This window comes from Coprobacillus sp., assembly GCF_984815275.1.
The window spans coordinates 43,001-61,341 of record NZ_CFJNYH010000021.1 but is presented as its reverse complement, the minus strand read 5'-3'; the positions used below and the strand labels follow the sequence as shown (position 1 = coordinate 61,341).

The window sequence follows — 18,341 nt, the reverse complement described above, 5'->3', positions numbered from 1 at the left end:
TATTGATTTAACTGTCAATACTGGAGAAGTTCATGCTATTATGGGACCCAATGGAAATGGGAAGTCAACATTGCTTTCAGCCATTATGGGGCATCCTAAATATAAAGTCACACAAGGAAGTATTGAATTAGATGGACAGGATGTCTTATCAATGGAAGTCGATCAAAGATCAAGAGCAGGACTATTCTTAGGTATGCAATATCCACAAGAAATTCCTGGTGTCACAAATTCAGACTTTTTAAAAGCCGCTATGAATGCAAGATTAGAGAAACCAGTCTCATTATTTAAGTTTATTCGTACATTGGATAAAAATATTGAAGAGTTAGATATGGATGAAAACTTAGCACATCGATATTTAAATGAAGGATTTTCTGGTGGTGAAAAGAAACGTAATGAAATTCTGCAAATGAAATTATTACAGCCAAAGTTTGCTTTATTAGATGAAATTGATTCAGGACTAGATGTTGATGCATTGAGAGTTGTCAGTGAAGCTATTAATTCTATGCGTAATGATGATTTTGGTTGTGTGATGGTCTCTCATTATGAAAGATTGTTTGAACTTGTTAAGCCAACTCATGTTCATGTGCTGGTGAAAGGACAAATCGTTATGACTGGTGGATATGAGCTTGTTGAAAAAATTGATAGCGAAGGTTATGAATGGGTCAAAGAACTTGGAATTGAAATTGAACAGGATGAAGAAAGAAAACCAATTATTTTAGAATCATGTGGAAAAAAGGAACAGATCAATAATGGATAATTATATATTGAGTAGTTCTTACTCACTTGTTTTAAAGAATGGAGAAATCATTGAATCTCATTTGCCTGATCATATCAGTTATCAAGATTCTGTTTTTGTATTTGAAAATCAAGAGCCTGTAGAAGTTCAGATTGTTTATATATTAGAAGCAGATATAAAAATGAATATTTGTTTTGAAATCAAGAAAAACGTTAAAGTTAATTTCATTGAAACAAAAGTGTTATCACAAGGTGCAGTTTTACATAAAGATATGCATATTGATGAGAATGCAGTTGTACATATTTTCAGTGAAAATAACTGTCAAAATCAAGAGACAGTTGAATGTTATGAAAATGTTTATTTAAAAGAAAATGCTATCTGCCAATGTGGCTATGCTGAATTATCTGATGGAAGTTATCAGGGAACTTATCACTATTATTTAGATGGTGAAGGTGCTGATGCCAAAATAAGAATGGCGGTCTTGTCTAAAGAACAAGAACAAAAACATTATGAAGTGCTGATTCAACATAATCAGCCACATACGTTTGGTCAAATGGATAATTATGGTGTTGTTAAAGATCAAGGAAAGTTGGTTATAGATGGAATTGGCACTATTACTAAAGGTCAACATGGCTCTGCCGCTCATCAAACCAATAAGATTATGGTTTTTGATGCGAATTGCATTGCTAGTGCTAATCCTTATTTATATATTGATGAATATGATGTGAAAGCTTCACATGCAGCTGGTGTTGGGAAAATGGATGAAGATCATTTGTATTATCTACAAAGTCGTGGTCTTTCTAAAAAACAAGCTATGCATTTAATTACTTATGGTTATTTAAAACCGGTTATTGAAGTGATTGATAATGAAATGTTGAAGGAACGTTTTGAAGAAGCCTTATCAAAGGTAGGTGATTAAATCATGTTAGATGTTGAAAGCATTAGAAAAGATTTCCCAATGCTAAATGGGAAAACTATGCATGACCATCCTCTGATTTATCTTGATAATGGAGCGACAACTTTAAAACCACAAGCTGTGATCGATGCTGTATGTGATTATTTAACACATTATTCAGGAAATGCACATCGTGGTGATTATGATTTATCACATGAAGTTGATGAGCGTTTTGAAGATGCCAGAAGATTGATTAAAGACTTTATAAATGCAGCACGTGTTGAAGAAATTGTTTTTACTTCTGGTTCAACTGATTCACTTAATATGATTGCTTATGGATATGGGCTCAATCATTTACAGGCAGGTGACGAGATTTTACTGACAGTTGCTGAACATGCATCCAATACATTGCCATGGTTTGATGTCGCCAATAAAGTTGGTGCTATTGTTCATTACATTGATTTGGATGAAACTGGAAGTTTAACACTGGAAAATGTGAAAAAAGCAGTGACCGAAAAAACAAAGATTATTGCGATTGCTGAAGTCACAAATGTTTTAGGATATGACGCACCAATGAAAGAAATTTGTAATTATGCTCATGAACGTGAGATTATTGTCGTTGCTGATGGGGCTCAAAGTGTTCCTCATCAAGTGACTGATGTTCAAGCCAGTGGTGTTGATTTTCTCGCTTTTTCAGGGCATAAGATGTGTGGACCTACTGGTGTAGGAATTATGTATGGAAAATATGATTTATTATGTGAAACAAAGCCTACTCGTTTAGGTGGAGGATCAAATTCACGTTATAACAGTTGTGGTGTTGTGACACTTAAGAATCCACCTTATAAATTTGAAGCAGGAACGCCAAATATTGAAGGTGTCATAGGCTTAGGAGCCGCAGTTGAGTATCTATCTAAAATTGGTATGGATAATATTTGTGCTCATGAAAAAGAATTACGCCAATATTGTATTAAAAAAATGCAAGAGCTTGATAATGTTGAAATTTATAATGTTCATAGTGATGGGGCAGTTGCATTTAATATCAAAGGCGTTTTCTCACAAGATGCTGCCAGTTTGTTTAATACATATGGGATTGCTGTTAGAGCAGGGCAGCACTGTGCAAAGATACTAGATGAATTTTTGAATGTTTCAACAACTTTGAGAGTATCATTCTACTTCTATAACACAAAAGAAGAGATTGATCAATTTATTGAAGTGTGTAAGAAAGGAGATGACTTTTTAGATGCGTTCTTTGGATGACCCTCAATTATTGAGAGAAATTATTATGGATCATTATGATCATCCACGTAATCGTGGATTGGTTGAAGATGAAACATACAAAAAAGTCAATATGAATTCAGACACATGTATTGATGATTTAGATATTCAAGTCAAGTTTGATGGAGATAAGATTGCTGATGTTCGTTATGATGGAGAAGCATGTGCTATCTGTACTTCTTCAACATCAATTATGAGTGAACTTGTGATTGGTAAAACGAAAGAAGAAGCAAAGAGAATTATTGAAAATTATATGAACATGATCTATGAAAGAGATTATGATGAAGATTTATTAGAGGAAGCAATTGCTTTTAAAAATACACATAAACAAGCTAACCGTATTAAGTGTGCAACACTTGGATGGAATGGGCTTGTCAAGTTAATAGAAGAAAGTGAGGAATAAGATAGTGGCTATTGAAGATCTTGATATTCCTACAAATAATACTGAATTTGATTTTCGTGATGAAGATGTTTCAGTGTTTAAGACACCTAAAGGATTAAATGCAGATATTGTAAGAGAAATTTCAAAAATCAAACAAGAACCTGAATGGATGCTAGAATATCGTTTAAAGTCTTTGCAGTGTTTTTTAGATAAACCAATGCCAACTTGGGGTGTTGATTTGAGTCAAATGAATTTTGATGATTATACATATTATAGTCGTCCAAGTGATAATTTGACTGATAAATGGGAAGAAGTTCCAGAAACAATTAAGAATACTTTTAATAAACTAGGTATTCCCGAAGCTGAACAGCATTTCTTAGCAGGTGCTTCTGCACAGTATGAGTCAGAAGTGGTCTATCACAATATGTTAGAAGAAGTGAAAGAAAAAGGTGTTATTTTCTTAGATATTGATAGTGGACTCAGAGAGTATCCGGAAATATTTAAAAAATATTTTGATACTGTTATTCCTTATAATGATAATAAGTTTTCGGCTTTAAATGGAGCAGTTTGGTCTGGAGGATCATTTATATATGTTCCTCCTGGTGTAAAGTTAGACAAGCCATTACAGTCGTATTTTAGAATTAATTCTGAAAGAATGGCACAGTTTGAAAGAACGCTTATTATTGTTGATAAAGGATCTGATATTCATTATGTAGAAGGATGCACAGCACCGTCTTATTCAAAAGATTCTTTACATGCTGGTGTGGTTGAAATTGTTGTGTTGGAAGATGCAAAATGTCGTTATACAACCATTCAAAACTGGTCTAAGAATATTTATAACCTTGTAACACAAAGAGCTAAGGTTGAAAAAAATGGTTCTATGGAATGGGTAGATGGAAATATAGGTTCACTTGTCACAATGAAATATCCAACATGCATTTTAGCAGGCGATGGGTCTAAAGGAACATGTATTACAATTGCTGTGGCAGATGATGTTCAAATTATTGATTCTGGTTCAAAGATGATTCATCTTGGTAAAAATACTTCAAGTCAGATTATTTCTAAATCTATTGCGAGAAATGGCGGTAAAGTCAATTATCGTGGGTTGGTAAGACATTCTAAAAAAGCAATGGATGCAAAAAGTAAGGTAGAATGTGATACGTTAATTCTTGATCCAATATCAACGAGTGACACAATTCCTACCAATATGATGATGAATAATGATTCAATTATTGAGCATGAGGCAACAGTATCTAAAGTTTCTGAAGATCAATTGTTTTATTTGATGAGTAGAGGTCTTACAAAACAACAAGCAACAGAAATGATTGTTATGGGATTTATTGAACCATTCTCAAGAGAATTACCAATGGAATATGCTGTAGAGTTAAATCAGTTGATTAAGCTTGATATGGGAGAAGATAGCATTGGATAAGAAATCCATTCGTCAAATGATGAAAGAAAAACGTCTTTTGTTAAATCAAGAGACGTTTTCTTTATATAATCAAAGTATATATCATCAAGTTATTCATCACCCATATTATCAATCAGCAAAGTTAATAGCTTGCTATGTTTCATTGCAGTATGAAGTTGATACAATATCACTCATAAAAAAAACTCTTGAGACTCATCGTGTATGTGTTCCTAAAGTTCATGGGGATATCATGCATTTTTATGAAATTGAATCTTTAGATGATTTAAAAGAAGGATGTTTTCATGTTTTAGAACCCATAACAACAAAACAAATCCAACCTCAAGATATTGATCTTATGATTGTTCCACTATTAGCTTTTGATCAATTCAAATATCGAGTTGGATATGGTAAAGGCTATTATGATAAATATTTTGCAAGTGGATATCAGGGATATAAATTAGGATTAGCTTTTTCGTTTCAATATATTCATAGTATTGATATTGATCAATATGATTATTGTTTGGATGAAATTATTGTTGAGAATATCTTGGAATAGAGCACATTATTTGAGATGTGTTTTTTTCTATATCATTATATATAAAATATTAAGATATATTTAAAAAGAAATTGAGTTCTTTGAAAAATACTAAGTATCATCATTGTGTTATTTGATTTATTAGATAGGATATAGCATTTTTTGTTTTGTCATTTCATATAATGTTTTGGTGAATGTGATGAAAAAATGGCTTATTGTGATATTGGTGTTTTTCATAATTATTGCCCTGTCTGGTACGGGGATATATATCAAATTGATACCAAGTCTTAAAGAATATGGAAAATTAGAAATTGAAAGATTTAATCAATTGATTATTTCACATTGTTATTTCACAAGTGACTCCCAATATGATAATTTAGTCATTATTGAAAGAGGTGAAGACAATGAGATTGAATTGCTTGATTTTGATATGGTGAAAGTGAATCAACTTGCAACAGCGATTGTTATGGATATAGAGAAAACATATGCTGATTTAGAAGAGGGCACTTATTTAGCAAGTGATGATAGCTATTATCAAAGACGTTTGCAACAGGTTAGTAGGAGTGGGATTATTTCAAATATTCCCATAGCAACTTTATTGAATCTGCCCGCTTTTTCCTTTGTCTCACCAAGTATACCAGTTAGATATAAACATTTATCAAGTGTAGGAAGTTCAATTGTCAAGAATGTTGAGAATTATGGAGTTAACCATGTTATGGTTGAACTCTCTATAGAAATCAATATGAATTTAACAATGGTTTATCCTTTTTTTGAACAATATCATACTCACAGTATTAAAATTCCAGTATTATTAGAAATATTTCAAGGACAAGTTCCTCTCGTATATTCTCAATAGAAAGAAGAATGTCTATGTCTCATATTTTAAAAATGTATTACGGTATTGATGTTTCTCTTAATGAAGATGGATATTTTCATTATCAGAATCAGTTGTATTATTTTTGCTTTGTTCCAGATGTAGGAAAATTTTTAGACACATATCGTTATTATCGATATTTAATGCATATGTGTGGTATTGAGGGTTATTCACTTGTGAAAAATCATAATCAGGATATTGTTTCACAACAGCATATCTTGTTAATGTATCATTCTGGTACATTTGCGTTTTCGTCATATTTGCAAGTTTTTATGCAGCCTCTGCCTTATCAAAAAATGAAGATTAGAGATATAAAAGAACAATGGATTCATAAAATTGATTGCGTCAGAGAACATGTTCAAGACTATGCATATAGTTTCAAACATGATCAAGATATGATATCTTTGATATATTACTATTGTGGGATTGCTGAAAACAGTATTAATATTCTCAATGAAATTCTTATTATTGATCAAGAAGCTTCAATAACTTTATCTTTATCACTCACATATCCAGTTCAAAATTATGTCTATGAAATAGTCAATCCGGCAAACTATACTATTTCAACACGACCTCGTCAAATTGTAAATTTATTAAGAAGTCACTTTATAACTTATCAAAATATTCAAGAATTGTTAGAAAGTCAATATTATGATGTTTATGAAATTATTTATTTATATGCAAGAATTTTATACCCTTCAACCTTTTTTGATCAATTCTTAAAGAAACAATTGAGTACACAAGATATTCAAAATTATTATTTTCATTTAGAAGAAGAAAGAAATATGTATAAGGAAATGATGGATATTTTATCCTTTTATGTCACACTACCTAAAATAAGTTGGATAAATGACAATAATATGGTATAATATATACTAGTTAACTGAAAGGGAAGTATATATGGATTTTGCAACAAATATTAAAAACAATGAACAAATTAGAGAATCTTTAATAGGATTAAAATTACAAGTACAAAAAGAAGCATCAATTCAAAATGATACTGAATTAAAAGATAAACTTATTCATTTATTAAATGATGAAGATCCAAAAGTTAGAAAGAACAGTGCTGTCTTATTAGGACATTATCCAGGTACTGTAGATATTCTATTAGAAGCTTATAAACATGAGAAAACAGATTACGTCAAAGATGCTTATTTAAAAGGGATGAGTATGCAGGATTGTCGCCTGTATTTTCGTGATTTGCAAATGATTCAAAGTCATTTGATGAATTTAGAAGATACAACTCCAAAACATGTTCAAGCTCAGTTAAAGATTTTAAATCCTTTAATTCTGAAAAATCAAATTCATAAAAAGAAAATTATTAAATTAAAACATACACCTGTAGATGTTATATTAACTTCTCTTCCTTATTATCAATTTGTATTATTTGCTGATGTTTTACATTTAAGATATAAACCTGTATCACAAGGTGTCTTGGTGAGAACTGATTCTATTTATGATCTCTTGCCAATTCGTACTTATAAAGATATGTTAATTCCTTTGCAGGGTGCTTCTGGTTTAGATATGTCATTAGAAACAATTATGAATGGTTTTGAAAGATGTAATATTGAAGATATCTTTGATAGATTATATGATGATCATTCTGTTTTCTATTTTAGAGTTGTTGATGCTATGCGTGAAAAGAAACCTCAATTGATTAAAAAGATATCAGAAAAGCTATTTGAACTTTACCCTCAGAAATTGTTGAATGCTACTGAAAATTATGATATAGAAATTGTCATTAAGGAAGTACAAAGAGGAAAAGTCAATGCTTATTTGAGATTAATACATTTGAACAATCCTCGTTTTCAGTATCGTAGAGAGGTGAGTGCAACATCTATGCAATCTTATGTTGCGGCTACAATGGTTCAATTAGCGAAACCATATATGATAGAGGATGCAAAGGTTTTAGATCCTTTTGTCGGAACAGGAACTTTATTAATTGAGCGTTGTTTTGCAAAGTCAGCTCATTTTGTTATGGGAATTGATGTTTATGGGCAAGGAATAGAATCGGCAAGAAAGAATGCGAAATTAGCTGGTCAGAATATTTATTTTGTTCATAAAGATTCATTGCGTTTTGTGAATAATGAGATGTTTGATGAAATCATAACTGATATGCCTACATTTGCTCAAATGAAAGATCAAGAACAATTACAAAATCTATATGATCGATTCTTTGAACGTATTCGTCGTTTGGTCAAACCTGGAGGCTATGTTTTCTTATATACAAGTGAAATATCGCTTGTGAGAAAGAATTTAAGATTACAGGAAGGTTATCTTTCTTTAGAGGAACATTATGAAGTTCCTAGAGGAAAGAACATGTTTTATTTCTTTATTATTAAAGTTAAGTAAGTCCTACATTGTAGGGCTTTTTTCAAAGGAGAATATATGTATTATGTATATATGTTAAGATGTAAAGATAATAGTTTATATACTGGTATAACAACAGATATAAGAAGACGTTATCAGGAACATTTGAATCAAGGGAAGAAATCAGCTAAATATACAAGAGTTCATGGTGTTTTACAGATTGAAGCTTATTGGAGTTGTCAAGATCGCAGGGTAGCATCGCAGTTAGAATACTGGTTAAAAACGCTTGATAAGTCCCAGAAAGAACAGATTATTTTTGATAATCACTATATATCTGTTTATTTACAAGAGAAAATTGACATAGCAGTGTACAAGCGTCAATATGATTTTATTTCACATAAAGTTATGATAAAATAAAGTAAAGGAGATGATTGAATTGACAATTAAGGAAGTCAGTACAATGTATAATATTTCAGCAGATACTTTACGTTATTATGAAAAGATAGGACTTATTGATCCAGTTAAACGTAATGAAAATGGTATTCGTGATTATAAGGAAATAGATTTAAAAAGAATTCAGTTTTTAAAATGTATGCGTTTATCTGGCTTGAGCATTGATATGTTATTACAATATATAGAATTACTTCATCAAGGGGAGCACACGATCCCACAAAGAAAAGAAATTCTAATGAAACAGCGTGAAGTCATCTTATTAAAAATGAAAGAACTTCAAGAGACTTTAGAGCATTTAAATAAAAAGATTGAAACATATGATGATGTTTTATTAGAAATAGAGAAAACAATGTCTTAGAAAGAATAATAAGAAAGAGCGTTTGTATAAAATGTTCTTTTTTGTTATTTTTTTAGAAAATGGCTTGACTTAGAGTTGACTCTAAGTGATATGATAGAAACCATAGGAGATGAAAATAATGGAAAAAGTTATATTGGGGAGAACGGGTATATGTGTTCAAAAAAATGGTTTTGGAGCATTACCAGTTCAACGTGTATCACTAAATGAAGCAAAAATCATTTTGCGTAAAGCTTATGAAAATGGCATTCAATTTTTTGATTCAGCAAGAGCTTATAGTGACAGTGAAGAAAAAATTGGTTTGGCATTAAGTGATGTGAGAGAAAATATTTATATATCAACCAAAACAATGGCAACGACTGTTCAGGCTTTTTGGGAAGATTTAGAAACAAGTTTAAAAATGTTAAAGACAGATTATATTGATATTTATCAATTTCATAATCCATCTTTTTGTCCTAAACCAGGAGATGGAACGGGTTTATATGAAGCAATGCTAGAAGCTAAAAATCAAGGAAAAATTCATTATATTGGTTTAACAAATCATGGCTGGAAGGTTGCAAAGGAAGCTATTGAATCTGATTTGTATGATACACTACAGTTTCCATTTAGTTATTTAGCAAGTGAGAAGGAAGAAGAACTGGTTCGCCTTTGTGAAGAACATAATGTAGGTTTTATATGTATGAAGGCTTTATCAGGAGGGTTAATTACAAGAAGTGATATTGCTTATGCTTATTTGTTACAATATAAAAATGCACTACCAATATGGGGAATTCAAAAAGAAAGTGAACTTGATGAATTTATCTCTTATCAAAAGCAAGCACCAGTTTTAACGAAAGACATTGAAGAAATTATTCAACATGATCGAAAAGAATTGGCTGGTCAGTTTTGCTGTGGTTGTGGATATTGTATGCCTTGCCCACAAGGTATTATCATTAATCAATGTGCTCGTATGTCCTTAATGTTAAGAAGAGCACCTGCTGAAAACTGGCTCTTAGAAAAATGGCAAGCTGAAATGAATAAAATTAAAGACTGTATACATTGTGGGAAGTGTATGACTCATTGTCCCTATGGTTTAAATACACCAGAACTCTTACAAAAAAATTATGAAGATTATCAAACTTTTCTATGAGAGGAAGAAAATATATGGAGTATAAAAGATTAGGAAAAACTGATTTAAAAGTCAGTATTATTGGTTTGGGATGTGAAGGCTTTATGAATAAAAGTGATGATGAGGTGAAAGTTTTAGTTGATAAGGCTCATCAGGAAGGGATTAATTTTATTGATTTCTTTTCGTCTAATCCACAAGGAAGAAGTGCATTTGGAAATGCTATTATTAATCATCGTCAAGATTGGATTATTCAAGGTCATCTTTGTACAACATGGAAAAATGGTCAATATGAAAGAACAAGAAAAATGGATGAAGTGAAATCAGGATTTCAAGATTTGTTAGAGCGTTTACATACTGATTATATTGATGTTGGAATGATTCACTATATTGATGCTCAAAAAGACTTTGATGAAGTTTTTGGTGGTGAAGTGATTGCATTTGCAAAAGAACTTAAAGAAAAAGGAATTATTCGTACAATTGGTATCAGTTCTCATAATCCTTTGATTGCTTTACAGGCAGCACAGACAGGCTTAATTGATGTGATAATGTTTTCTATAAATCCATGTTATGATATGTTACCACCAAGTGAAAATGTAGATGACTTATGGGACGATAAGAATTATCAAAAACCATTATTTCAAATTGATCCTGCGCGTCAGGAGTTATATCAATACTGTGAAAAAGAAAATATTTCATTGACCGTTATGAAAGCTTTTGGCGGTGGTGATCTGCTAGATGAAAAATTATCACCATTTGGAGTCAAGATGACACCATTACAATGTCTTCATTATTGTTTAACAAGACCTGGTGTTGCTTCTGTTATGGCAGGAAGCCATAGTGTCAAAGAATTAAATGAAGCTATAGATTATTGTTATGCAAGTTATGAGCAAAAGGATTTTGCAGAGGTGTTAAGTCGTGTCCCAAAACACAGTTTTATTGGAAATTGTGTATATTGTGGACATTGTGCACCATGTGTAAAAGGGATATCGGTAGCAGATGTTAACAAATTTGCTAATTTATGTACTGCACAACAAGAAATTCCAGAAACAGTACGTGAACATTATGCTGCTTTGGAACATCATGCTTCTGATTGCATTGCATGTGGTAAGTGTTTATCAAATTGTCCATTTGAAGTTAATATTATTCAGAAGATGAAAGATGCAGTTTGGTTATTTGGATACTAAGGAGTGCTTATGAGAATATGCGAGATTAGTGATATGTTTCATTTGACTCAGGATACTTTACGCTATTATGAAAAAATTGGTCTGTTAGATCCTGTAAGTAAAGATAAGAAGGGAAATCGAGATTATCAGCCAAAAGATATTCGACGCTTAGAGTTTATCAGTTGTATGCGTGATGCTGGATTAAGTATTCAAGTTTTACAAAAATATATTGAGCTTTATCAACAGGGTGATGGAACGATTTTAGAACGTAAGAATTTATTAGTGAATGAACGTGATAAATTGATTGAAAAACAATCATTGATTCATAAATCATTAGAGAAATTAAATTATAAGATTGAAAACTATGAAAAAATATTAAATAAAGAAATATAGGAGAATTTTTATGAAAACAAGAAAAATAACATTTGGAGCGATGTGTTTAGCATTATCATTATTATTACCTCAAGCTTTTCATCTCATTGGTATGCAGCAAGCTGGATCAGTTTTCTTGCCAATGCACATTCCTGTTTTTATTGGTGGAATGCTACTAGGACCAATTTATGGTTTGTTTCTAGGCATTTTTGCACCACTTACAAGTTTTGTTGTGACAGGAATGCCTACTGCAGAAAGAGTTTTATTTATGATGAGTGAACTTGCAACTTATGGGATGGTAAGTGGTTTATTATTCCATCATTTCCACTTTTCTAAAAAGAAATTAGGTTCAGTCATGGCACTTCTTCTTTCTATGATTGCTGGTCGTTTGGTTTATGGTTTTGTTATTTCTATTGCAACTTATGTTTTTGGAATTCCTCTAGGTGGGATTCAAGCGGTTATTATGGCAACAATGACAGGATTGCCAGGAATTGTCATCCAATTGTTATTTGTCCCTGCAATTGTTACAATTGTTGATAGAGGAGGATATTTCAATGAACCTGAAACTTTTACAAGAGAAGCTTAATAAAGAAAATTATACACTCATTGCTGATAAGAATGGTGAATATTATACTTCTTATTCAAGGGGGATTGCACCAATCTTAGATCCAATGAAAGATGATCAATCTTTTTTTAAAGGTGCTATTGTTGTTGATAAAGTGATTGGGAAAGCCACTGCTATGTTATTGATTCTATCAGGTGTTGAATTTATTTATGCATATGTTTTGAGTCAAAAAGCAATGGAAATATTAGAACAATACCATGTTCCTTTTGAATATCGAAAACTTGTTGATTATATTGAAAATAGAGATCAAACAGGAATGTGTCCAATGGAAGCAACAGTTTATGACATCAATGATTTAAATGAAGCATTTGAAGCATTAATTCTTAAACAGCAAGCATTAAAAATGAATAGATAAGAGCAGAGTTTGATCATTAAAGAGTGAGAATTTTGGTTTGTGCGTTTGCCTGTTTGAGATGCAGATAAACGCACTTGGATGAATTATAGTGAGTGTATTGAATGCACTTAATATAGGGAAGAGGGGAAATATGTTTCATTTTAAAATTGATTTATTAAAAGACAATATATTAAAGGCTTTATTGTTATTTGCTTTTCCAATTCTGATTGCTAATATTTTTCAACAACTCTACAACACAATGGATACGATGATTGTAGGGAATTTCTTAGGTGATACATCATTAGCAGCAATTAGTGCTTGTGGAGCTGTTTATGAATTGTTAATTGGATTTGCTTTGGGAGTCGGTAATGGACTCTCAATTGTTACAGCGAGAAATTATGGATCAAATGATGAGAATCAGATTAAGAAATCGGTAGCTGGATCAATTGTTATTGGTATTGGCTTGACATTATTAATTATGCTTATTTCTCTTTTGTTTCTATATCCTTTATTACAACTTTTACATACACCTATTCATATTATAGATGAGGCATATTCATATATATTTGTAGTGACCATATTTGTAGGAGTTATGTTTGCTTATAATCTGTGTGCTGGATTGTTGCGTGCGATTGGGAATAGTGTTATGCCTTTGATTTTTTTGATTATTTCATCACTCATTAATGTTGGACTAGATATTTTATTGATTACGCAATTTGCAATGGGAGTTCAAGGGGCAGCAGTTGCTACAGTGATTTCGCAAGCTATTTCAGTTATTCTTTGTATTTTTTATATATACAAAAAAACACCTATCTTGATTCCTTGTAGAGAACATTTTACTGTTGATAAGGGACTTTATAAAGAATTATTAGGACAAGGATTTTCGATGGGCTTTATGATGTCAATTGTTTCAGCTGGGACTGTTATTTTACAAAGTGCTATTAATGATTTTGGTTATCTGATTATTGCTGGTCATGGAACTGCGCGTAAACTCAATTCATTTTGTATGATGCCAGCTGGAACAATAGGACTGGCGTTATCTACTTTTGTTTCTCAGAACAAAGGTGCTAATCAGCAACAAAGAATTCGAGATGGGGTCAGATATGGGAATCTTATTGCTTGTGCATGGGGTGCTCTTATCACAGTGATTTTATTTTTTGGAGCTCCATTACTTGTTCAATTGATTTCTGGTTCTCGTGAACCTACTGTCATTGATAATGCTACTTTGTACTTACGAATAAATGCACCATTCTATGCTGTTTTGGGAATACTGTTAAATTTACGTAATTCTTTACAAGGATTAGGTATGAAAATTATCCCTCTAGTTTCAAGCGTTATTGAATGTTTAGGCAAAATTGTATTTGTTGCTTTATTTATACCTGTTCTCCATTATTTTGGTGTGATTATATGTGAACCAGTGATTTGGTGCTGCATGTGTCTACAACTCGCGTGGTCATTTTATCATAATCCTTATATCAAAGGTGCTAAAAATAATCAAGAAACAGTTTGAAACCCAAGAGAGGAGACAAGGATATGTATTTTATATTTAGAATTCTACCCATCATAATCATGATTCCTTTGGCTATATACTTTTATTTTTTCATAAAACGAATATGTCTCTGTATTTTTCAAAATATAAACAAATGGCATAAAATAATATGTGCATTATTGGCGGTTGTCTTTGTTCTTCCAGCTTCTTCTTTCTTTAGTTTTTGGGCTGTCGTTGTTTTGCATCTCTTTGCATTTGCTATTATTATGGATTGCATTTTTGTTATCTACAAAAAGTTTCATATGACAAATCAAATCTTTTTAAAGGTTTATCAAATAGGGGTTATACCTATATTGTGTTTATTTCTTATGTTAGGATACGGGTATTGGAACATGAAAAATGTTTTGAAGATACATTATAGTGTTACAACTCACAAAACCATAACTCAAGACTATCGTATTGCCTTTCTTTCAGATTTACATTTTGGTAATACAATGAATAAATCAGAACTAGAAAAATATTGTCAAGATATCTCTTTACAGAAACCTGATATTGTCATGTTAGGTGGTGATATTGTTGATGAACATACAACGTATCAAGAGATGAAAGAAGCATTTGAAGTATTGGGACAAATTGAAAATCAATATGGAATTTATTATGTTTATGGAAATCATGATCAAGCTCTTTACTTGAATTCTCCTCATTTTACACCTTCTCAGCTTAAAAAGAGTATTGAAGAGCATCACATTTCTATTCTTTTGGATTCCCAAGTCAATATACAAGATGAAATGACTATCATTGGTCGTCAAGATCGTTCTTTAGGTGAGCGTGAAGACACTCAGCAGTTGATAAAGAATGTTAATCACGAAAATTTTATTTTAATGTTGGATCATCAGCCAGTAGACCTTCAAAAGAATAATGAACTGCATGTTGATTTACAATTATCAGGTCATACTCATGGCGGACAGATGTTTCCTGTGGGCCTTATCACTTCTGTTTTGGGGTTTGGTGAAATGAATTACGGTTACCAAGCAATGAGTGATATGACAGTTATTGTGTCTTCGGGTATAGCAGGCTGGGGATATCCACTAAGAACTGGCTCTCATAGCGAATATGTTATAGTAGATATTGTTAAAGAATAAATGTATCTGAATGTTTTCAGATACATTTTTAAATACACAATTCATAGAATCCCAATAGAAATATTAATAAACCAGAAACTGGTGAAGCATAAGAAGAAATATATTTGGAAAAATAAGTTTTACCAAGCCATTGAGATATGAGTATAAAAACAAAAGATGCACACAGTGTTGCTAAACAGGTGTAAAAGCATGGTAAGCCTGTGATGCTTGCACCAATACCCAAGCCTATGTTGTTTAATGATAATGCAAAACCAAGTAAGAAAGTCTCTTTTAGTGTGATTTTCTTATGAGATTGAAATTGTTTTATATCCTGCTGTTTTTGTAAGATCATACTGATACCTATAACGATGAGGATTAATGATCCAATATGGTTTGCTGTGTTTATAGATAAGAACCGTGTTAATAAACTTCCTAGCATCATAGAAAAGTAAGTACCTATTGTTGACATAAAGGCAATTAATAAATTACTATTGATATCAATAATGGTTTTTTTGAGACTATACGATAAACCAATAACGAGACAATCAATATTGGCTGATAGTGCAAAAAGAATGACAGAGAGTATATGCATAATGAACCTCCTTATTTATACTATGTCAAAAATATAAAATGGACATAAATATATGATAAAATCATGAGGAATTATTATATTTAAAAAAACCTAAATATAATAAAAACTGCTAAACAAATTATTTGTAAATTAGCAGTTTTATAAGAATCATAGGATTAATCTGTAAGTGCATCTCTGTTATCTTCGGGTGTTTCTTGAGGAGTTGTCTCTGGCGTTTCAGTTGGTTGATTCTCTTGTGGTGGCTTTTGTTCTTCAGGGTCTTGAGGAGTGTCTTGAACTGGAGGATCTTGAGTGGGTGTTTTTTCTTGGTCTTGTAACTGATTTTGGAGATTATTAATTTGATTTTGCTGTTTTAAATAATACTGATAAGCGACATATCCACCAACACAAATACCTGCAATAATACATAAACTGATAAAAAAGAGAATAAGTGTTGAAAACCATGAGCGATGCTTTTTTTCTTTAATAACTTTTGTTTTGTTTTTGGTTTTTTTCTTGGTTTTCTTCTTAACCTTTTGCCTTGGCTTTTTACTGTAAGAACGATTTCTTGGTTGTTCTTCCTTACTGGTTTCTATAAGTTTTGTCTGTTGAGGTTTTGTTTTTTTGTGAATCATTGTGGGAATAGGTTCTTCTCTTGTTTCTTTCATTGAATACTGAGGGGAAAAAGAATCTTTAGGTATTTTTGAAATTGTTTCTTTTTTATCAATAATCTTTTTTTCTTCTGAGTGTTTATAGTTTTCATATTGATCTATTTGTGAAAGTGATTGTTGTGTTTGGACAGTCTCTTTTTCATCGTCAAATACAAATCTTTTTTGAGCCATTTTTTTATCACCTCTATGATAGTATTGACTTATAGTATGTCCTAAATATTAACTCTTATAAAATTCATTGACAAGATATTGACTATTTTATATATAAGTATTAGAATGTATTTAGTAATACTAAATAGAATTGAGATGAAAGAATGAATCCAAAATATGAAAGACAATTAAAAAAAGGAGTTTTAGAGATATTGGTCTTAAAATTATTATCACAGAAAAAGATGTATGGTTATCAATTGATTATCGAAATGAAACAATTGAGTCATGAAATGTTTACATTAAGGGAAGGGACGCTCTATCCTATTCTCTATCGATTGGAAGATGATGGTTTGGTTGTAAGTCAATGGAGTGAGCCACAAGGTAAGGAAATTTCAAGAAAATATTATTTAATAACTGATGCAGGTCAAGAAGCATTGGCAGAATTGCGGATATTATGGTCTGAATTTTCAAAGACAGTTACAGATATAATGGGGGAATGATTAAGATGAATAAAGAAAGATATATGTCTGTTTTTAAAAAGAGTCTTGGTTGTAATAAGGAGAAAAAGAATTTAATTTGTGAGGAATTAGATGCAGATATTCAAGAAGCAATGAAAAATGGTGAGAGTTGGTCAGATATTCAAGAAAGATTAGGTGAACCCCATGTTTTAGCTAATGAATTTAATGAGAATTTAGGTGTTAAAAATAGTTCTCCGAAAAAGAAGGTATGGATTTATATTGGTATTGTTGTTATTGGGTTGTTATTAGCAGGGTTCTTTTATATAAACTCATTAATACCACAAGTCAGTAATATAGGTACATCTGGTTATTTTCAGCAGAGTGAAGTTGAAAAACAATCTTTAGACATTGTAGTCAATCTCAGTCAAAGAAACTACCAAGCCATTCATGATATATCTAATCAAGAGTTACAGGGGGCATTGTCACAGGAGCGCTTGGAAACAGCGGTGAATGGGCTAGGCGATATTGGCGAATTTGAAAAGATTACAAGTCAAAATTATGCTGAAGTGACTCAAAAAGGAGAAGTCAATGTAGTAGGAGAACTAGTTGCTTTATATGATCAAAGAAGTGTAACATATACTATTTCTTTTGATAAAGATATGAAACTTTCAGGATTGTATATGAAATAAGGAGAGTGATGATATGCAGTATCTGATTATTGATATCCTTTATTTGGTTTTGATATGGGGAATTTATAAAATACGTCATTCTTCAAATCAAATGATAAGAATGCTGGATAACGGATATGCTTTCTATGAAAGTTTGCCGAAAAGTCAAAAAGAATTTTATTGGAAAAAAGATACACAATTACTGATGGGATTTATGTTGGGCATAGGCATATGTATAAATATTATGTTTTACCAAATTGAACTCGGTGCTTCATTGCTTATTATCATAGGAATATTTTTATTGGGCATTGTGATATCTACGGGGATATATACATATTTATATTTCCGTTTAAAAAGAAAATATATAAAGAATAAGGGTGATTAA

The 18,341-nt window shown here is 31.4% G+C and carries 23 protein-coding genes; 21 read left to right on the top strand and 2 right to left on the bottom strand.

From position 1 onward, the window contains the following. From sufC to AC5M21_RS08945, 18 genes are all read left to right on the top strand, one after another. Positions 1–757: Fe-S cluster assembly ATPase SufC (sufC, locus tag AC5M21_RS09030; RefSeq protein WP_493531484.1), on the top strand; the 757-nt coding region annotated here is incomplete at its 5' end. Continuing rightward, positions 750–1,655 carry a SufB/SufD family protein gene (locus tag AC5M21_RS09025; protein WP_008790557.1) on the top strand — a complete coding sequence of 302 codons (906 nt, stop codon included), beginning with the start codon at positions 750–752 and terminating at the stop codon, positions 1,653–1,655. The genes sufC and AC5M21_RS09025, both read left to right, overlap by 8 nt. A 3-nt stretch (positions 1,656–1,658) precedes the next feature. Continuing rightward, positions 1,659–2,888 carry an aminotransferase class V-fold PLP-dependent enzyme gene (locus tag AC5M21_RS09020; RefSeq protein WP_008790558.1) on the top strand — a complete coding sequence of 410 codons (1,230 nt, stop codon included), beginning with the start codon at positions 1,659–1,661 and terminating at the stop codon, positions 2,886–2,888. Beyond that, positions 2,872–3,309: a Fe-S cluster assembly sulfur transfer protein SufU gene (gene sufU, locus AC5M21_RS09015; RefSeq protein WP_008790559.1), complete on the top strand. Its 438-nt coding sequence runs from the start codon at positions 2,872–2,874 to the stop codon at positions 3,307–3,309. The genes AC5M21_RS09020 and sufU overlap by 17 nt, the downstream gene beginning before the upstream one ends. Positions 3,310–3,313: 4 nt before the next feature. Further along, positions 3,314–4,720: a Fe-S cluster assembly protein SufB gene (gene sufB / locus AC5M21_RS09010; protein WP_008790560.1), complete on the top strand. Its 1,407-nt coding sequence runs from the start codon at positions 3,314–3,316 to the stop codon at positions 4,718–4,720. Then, the gene (locus AC5M21_RS09005) at positions 4,713–5,255 is read left to right on the top strand and encodes a 5-formyltetrahydrofolate cyclo-ligase (protein ID WP_008790561.1); all 543 of its coding nucleotides are present in this window, start codon (positions 4,713–4,715) and stop codon (positions 5,253–5,255) included. The genes sufB and AC5M21_RS09005 overlap by 8 nt, the downstream gene beginning before the upstream one ends. A gap of 178 nt (positions 5,256–5,433) precedes the next feature. Further along, the gene (locus AC5M21_RS09000) at positions 5,434–6,090 is read left to right on the top strand and encodes a sporulation protein YunB (RefSeq protein ID WP_008790562.1); all 657 of its coding nucleotides are present in this window, start codon (positions 5,434–5,436) and stop codon (positions 6,088–6,090) included. Positions 6,091–6,104: 14 nt separating this feature from the next. Continuing rightward, on the top strand, positions 6,105–6,977 hold the full coding sequence (locus AC5M21_RS08995; RefSeq protein ID WP_017143803.1) for a hypothetical protein: 873 nt from the start codon (positions 6,105–6,107) through the stop codon (positions 6,975–6,977). A gap of 31 nt (positions 6,978–7,008) precedes the next feature. Next, positions 7,009–8,460 carry a methyltransferase domain-containing protein gene (locus AC5M21_RS08990; RefSeq protein WP_008790564.1) on the top strand — a complete coding sequence of 484 codons (1,452 nt, stop codon included), beginning with the start codon at positions 7,009–7,011 and terminating at the stop codon, positions 8,458–8,460. 36 nt (positions 8,461–8,496) lie between these two features. Beyond that, positions 8,497–8,835, top strand: a complete 339-nt coding sequence (locus tag AC5M21_RS08985) for a GIY-YIG nuclease family protein (protein ID WP_008790565.1) — start codon at positions 8,497–8,499, stop codon at positions 8,833–8,835. A 19-nt stretch (positions 8,836–8,854) separates the two neighbouring features. After that, positions 8,855–9,229: a MerR family transcriptional regulator gene (locus tag AC5M21_RS08980; RefSeq protein ID WP_008790566.1), complete on the top strand. Its 375-nt coding sequence runs from the start codon at positions 8,855–8,857 to the stop codon at positions 9,227–9,229. Positions 9,230–9,347: 118 nt separating this feature from the next. After that, positions 9,348–10,355: an aldo/keto reductase gene (locus AC5M21_RS08975; protein WP_008790567.1), complete on the top strand. Its 1,008-nt coding sequence runs from the start codon at positions 9,348–9,350 to the stop codon at positions 10,353–10,355. Between the two features lie 14 nt (positions 10,356–10,369). Beyond that, complete coding sequence (locus tag AC5M21_RS08970; RefSeq protein ID WP_054325666.1) at positions 10,370–11,518, top strand: aldo/keto reductase; 1,149 nt, start codon at positions 10,370–10,372, stop codon at positions 11,516–11,518. Positions 11,519–11,527: 9 nt separating this feature from the next. Continuing rightward, on the top strand, positions 11,528–11,890 hold the full coding sequence (locus AC5M21_RS08965; RefSeq protein WP_054689276.1) for a MerR family transcriptional regulator: 363 nt from the start codon (positions 11,528–11,530) through the stop codon (positions 11,888–11,890). 10 nt (positions 11,891–11,900) lie between these two features. Continuing rightward, positions 11,901–12,455, top strand: a complete 555-nt coding sequence (locus AC5M21_RS08960) for an ECF transporter S component (protein WP_117769018.1) — start codon at positions 11,901–11,903, stop codon at positions 12,453–12,455. Further along, complete coding sequence (locus AC5M21_RS08955) at positions 12,424–12,849, top strand: DUF1893 domain-containing protein (protein WP_008790570.1); 426 nt, start codon at positions 12,424–12,426, stop codon at positions 12,847–12,849. Before AC5M21_RS08960 ends, AC5M21_RS08955 begins: the two co-directional genes overlap by 32 nt. A 130-nt stretch (positions 12,850–12,979) precedes the next feature. Continuing rightward, positions 12,980–14,338 (top strand): MATE family efflux transporter, encoded by a 1,359-nt coding sequence (locus AC5M21_RS08950; protein ID WP_008790571.1) that lies wholly within the window; start codon positions 12,980–12,982, stop codon positions 14,336–14,338. Between the two features lie 23 nt (positions 14,339–14,361). Continuing rightward, positions 14,362–15,459 (top strand): metallophosphoesterase, encoded by a 1,098-nt coding sequence (locus AC5M21_RS08945; protein WP_008790572.1) that lies wholly within the window; start codon positions 14,362–14,364, stop codon positions 15,457–15,459. Positions 15,460–15,487: 28 nt separating this feature from the next. Here AC5M21_RS08945 and AC5M21_RS08940 read toward each other — a convergent pair whose 3' ends face one another. Both AC5M21_RS08940 and AC5M21_RS08935 read right to left on the bottom strand, forming a co-directional pair. Continuing rightward, positions 15,488–16,030, bottom strand: coding sequence for a manganese efflux pump (locus tag AC5M21_RS08940; RefSeq protein WP_008790573.1), 543 nt, complete (start codon positions 16,028–16,030; stop codon positions 15,488–15,490). 155 nt (positions 16,031–16,185) lie between these two features. Next, the gene (locus AC5M21_RS08935) at positions 16,186–16,851 is read right to left on the bottom strand and encodes a hypothetical protein (RefSeq protein ID WP_302378601.1); all 666 of its coding nucleotides are present in this window, start codon (positions 16,849–16,851) and stop codon (positions 16,186–16,188) included. 143 nt (positions 16,852–16,994) lie between these two features. Between AC5M21_RS08935 and AC5M21_RS08930 the strand changes: the two genes are divergently transcribed. The 3 genes from AC5M21_RS08930 to AC5M21_RS08920 are packed head-to-tail and all read left to right on the top strand — an operon-like array spanning position 16,995 to position 18,341. Further along, positions 16,995–17,330, top strand: a complete 336-nt coding sequence (locus AC5M21_RS08930) for a PadR family transcriptional regulator (protein ID WP_008790575.1) — start codon at positions 16,995–16,997, stop codon at positions 17,328–17,330. A gap of 5 nt (positions 17,331–17,335) precedes the next feature. Next, a complete protein-coding gene (locus tag AC5M21_RS08925; protein WP_238637659.1) occupies positions 17,336–17,977 on the top strand; it encodes a DUF3887 domain-containing protein in 642 nt (213 codons plus the stop codon). Between the two features lie 13 nt (positions 17,978–17,990). Next, positions 17,991–18,341, top strand: coding sequence for a hypothetical protein (locus AC5M21_RS08920; protein ID WP_008790577.1), 351 nt, complete (start codon positions 17,991–17,993; stop codon positions 18,339–18,341).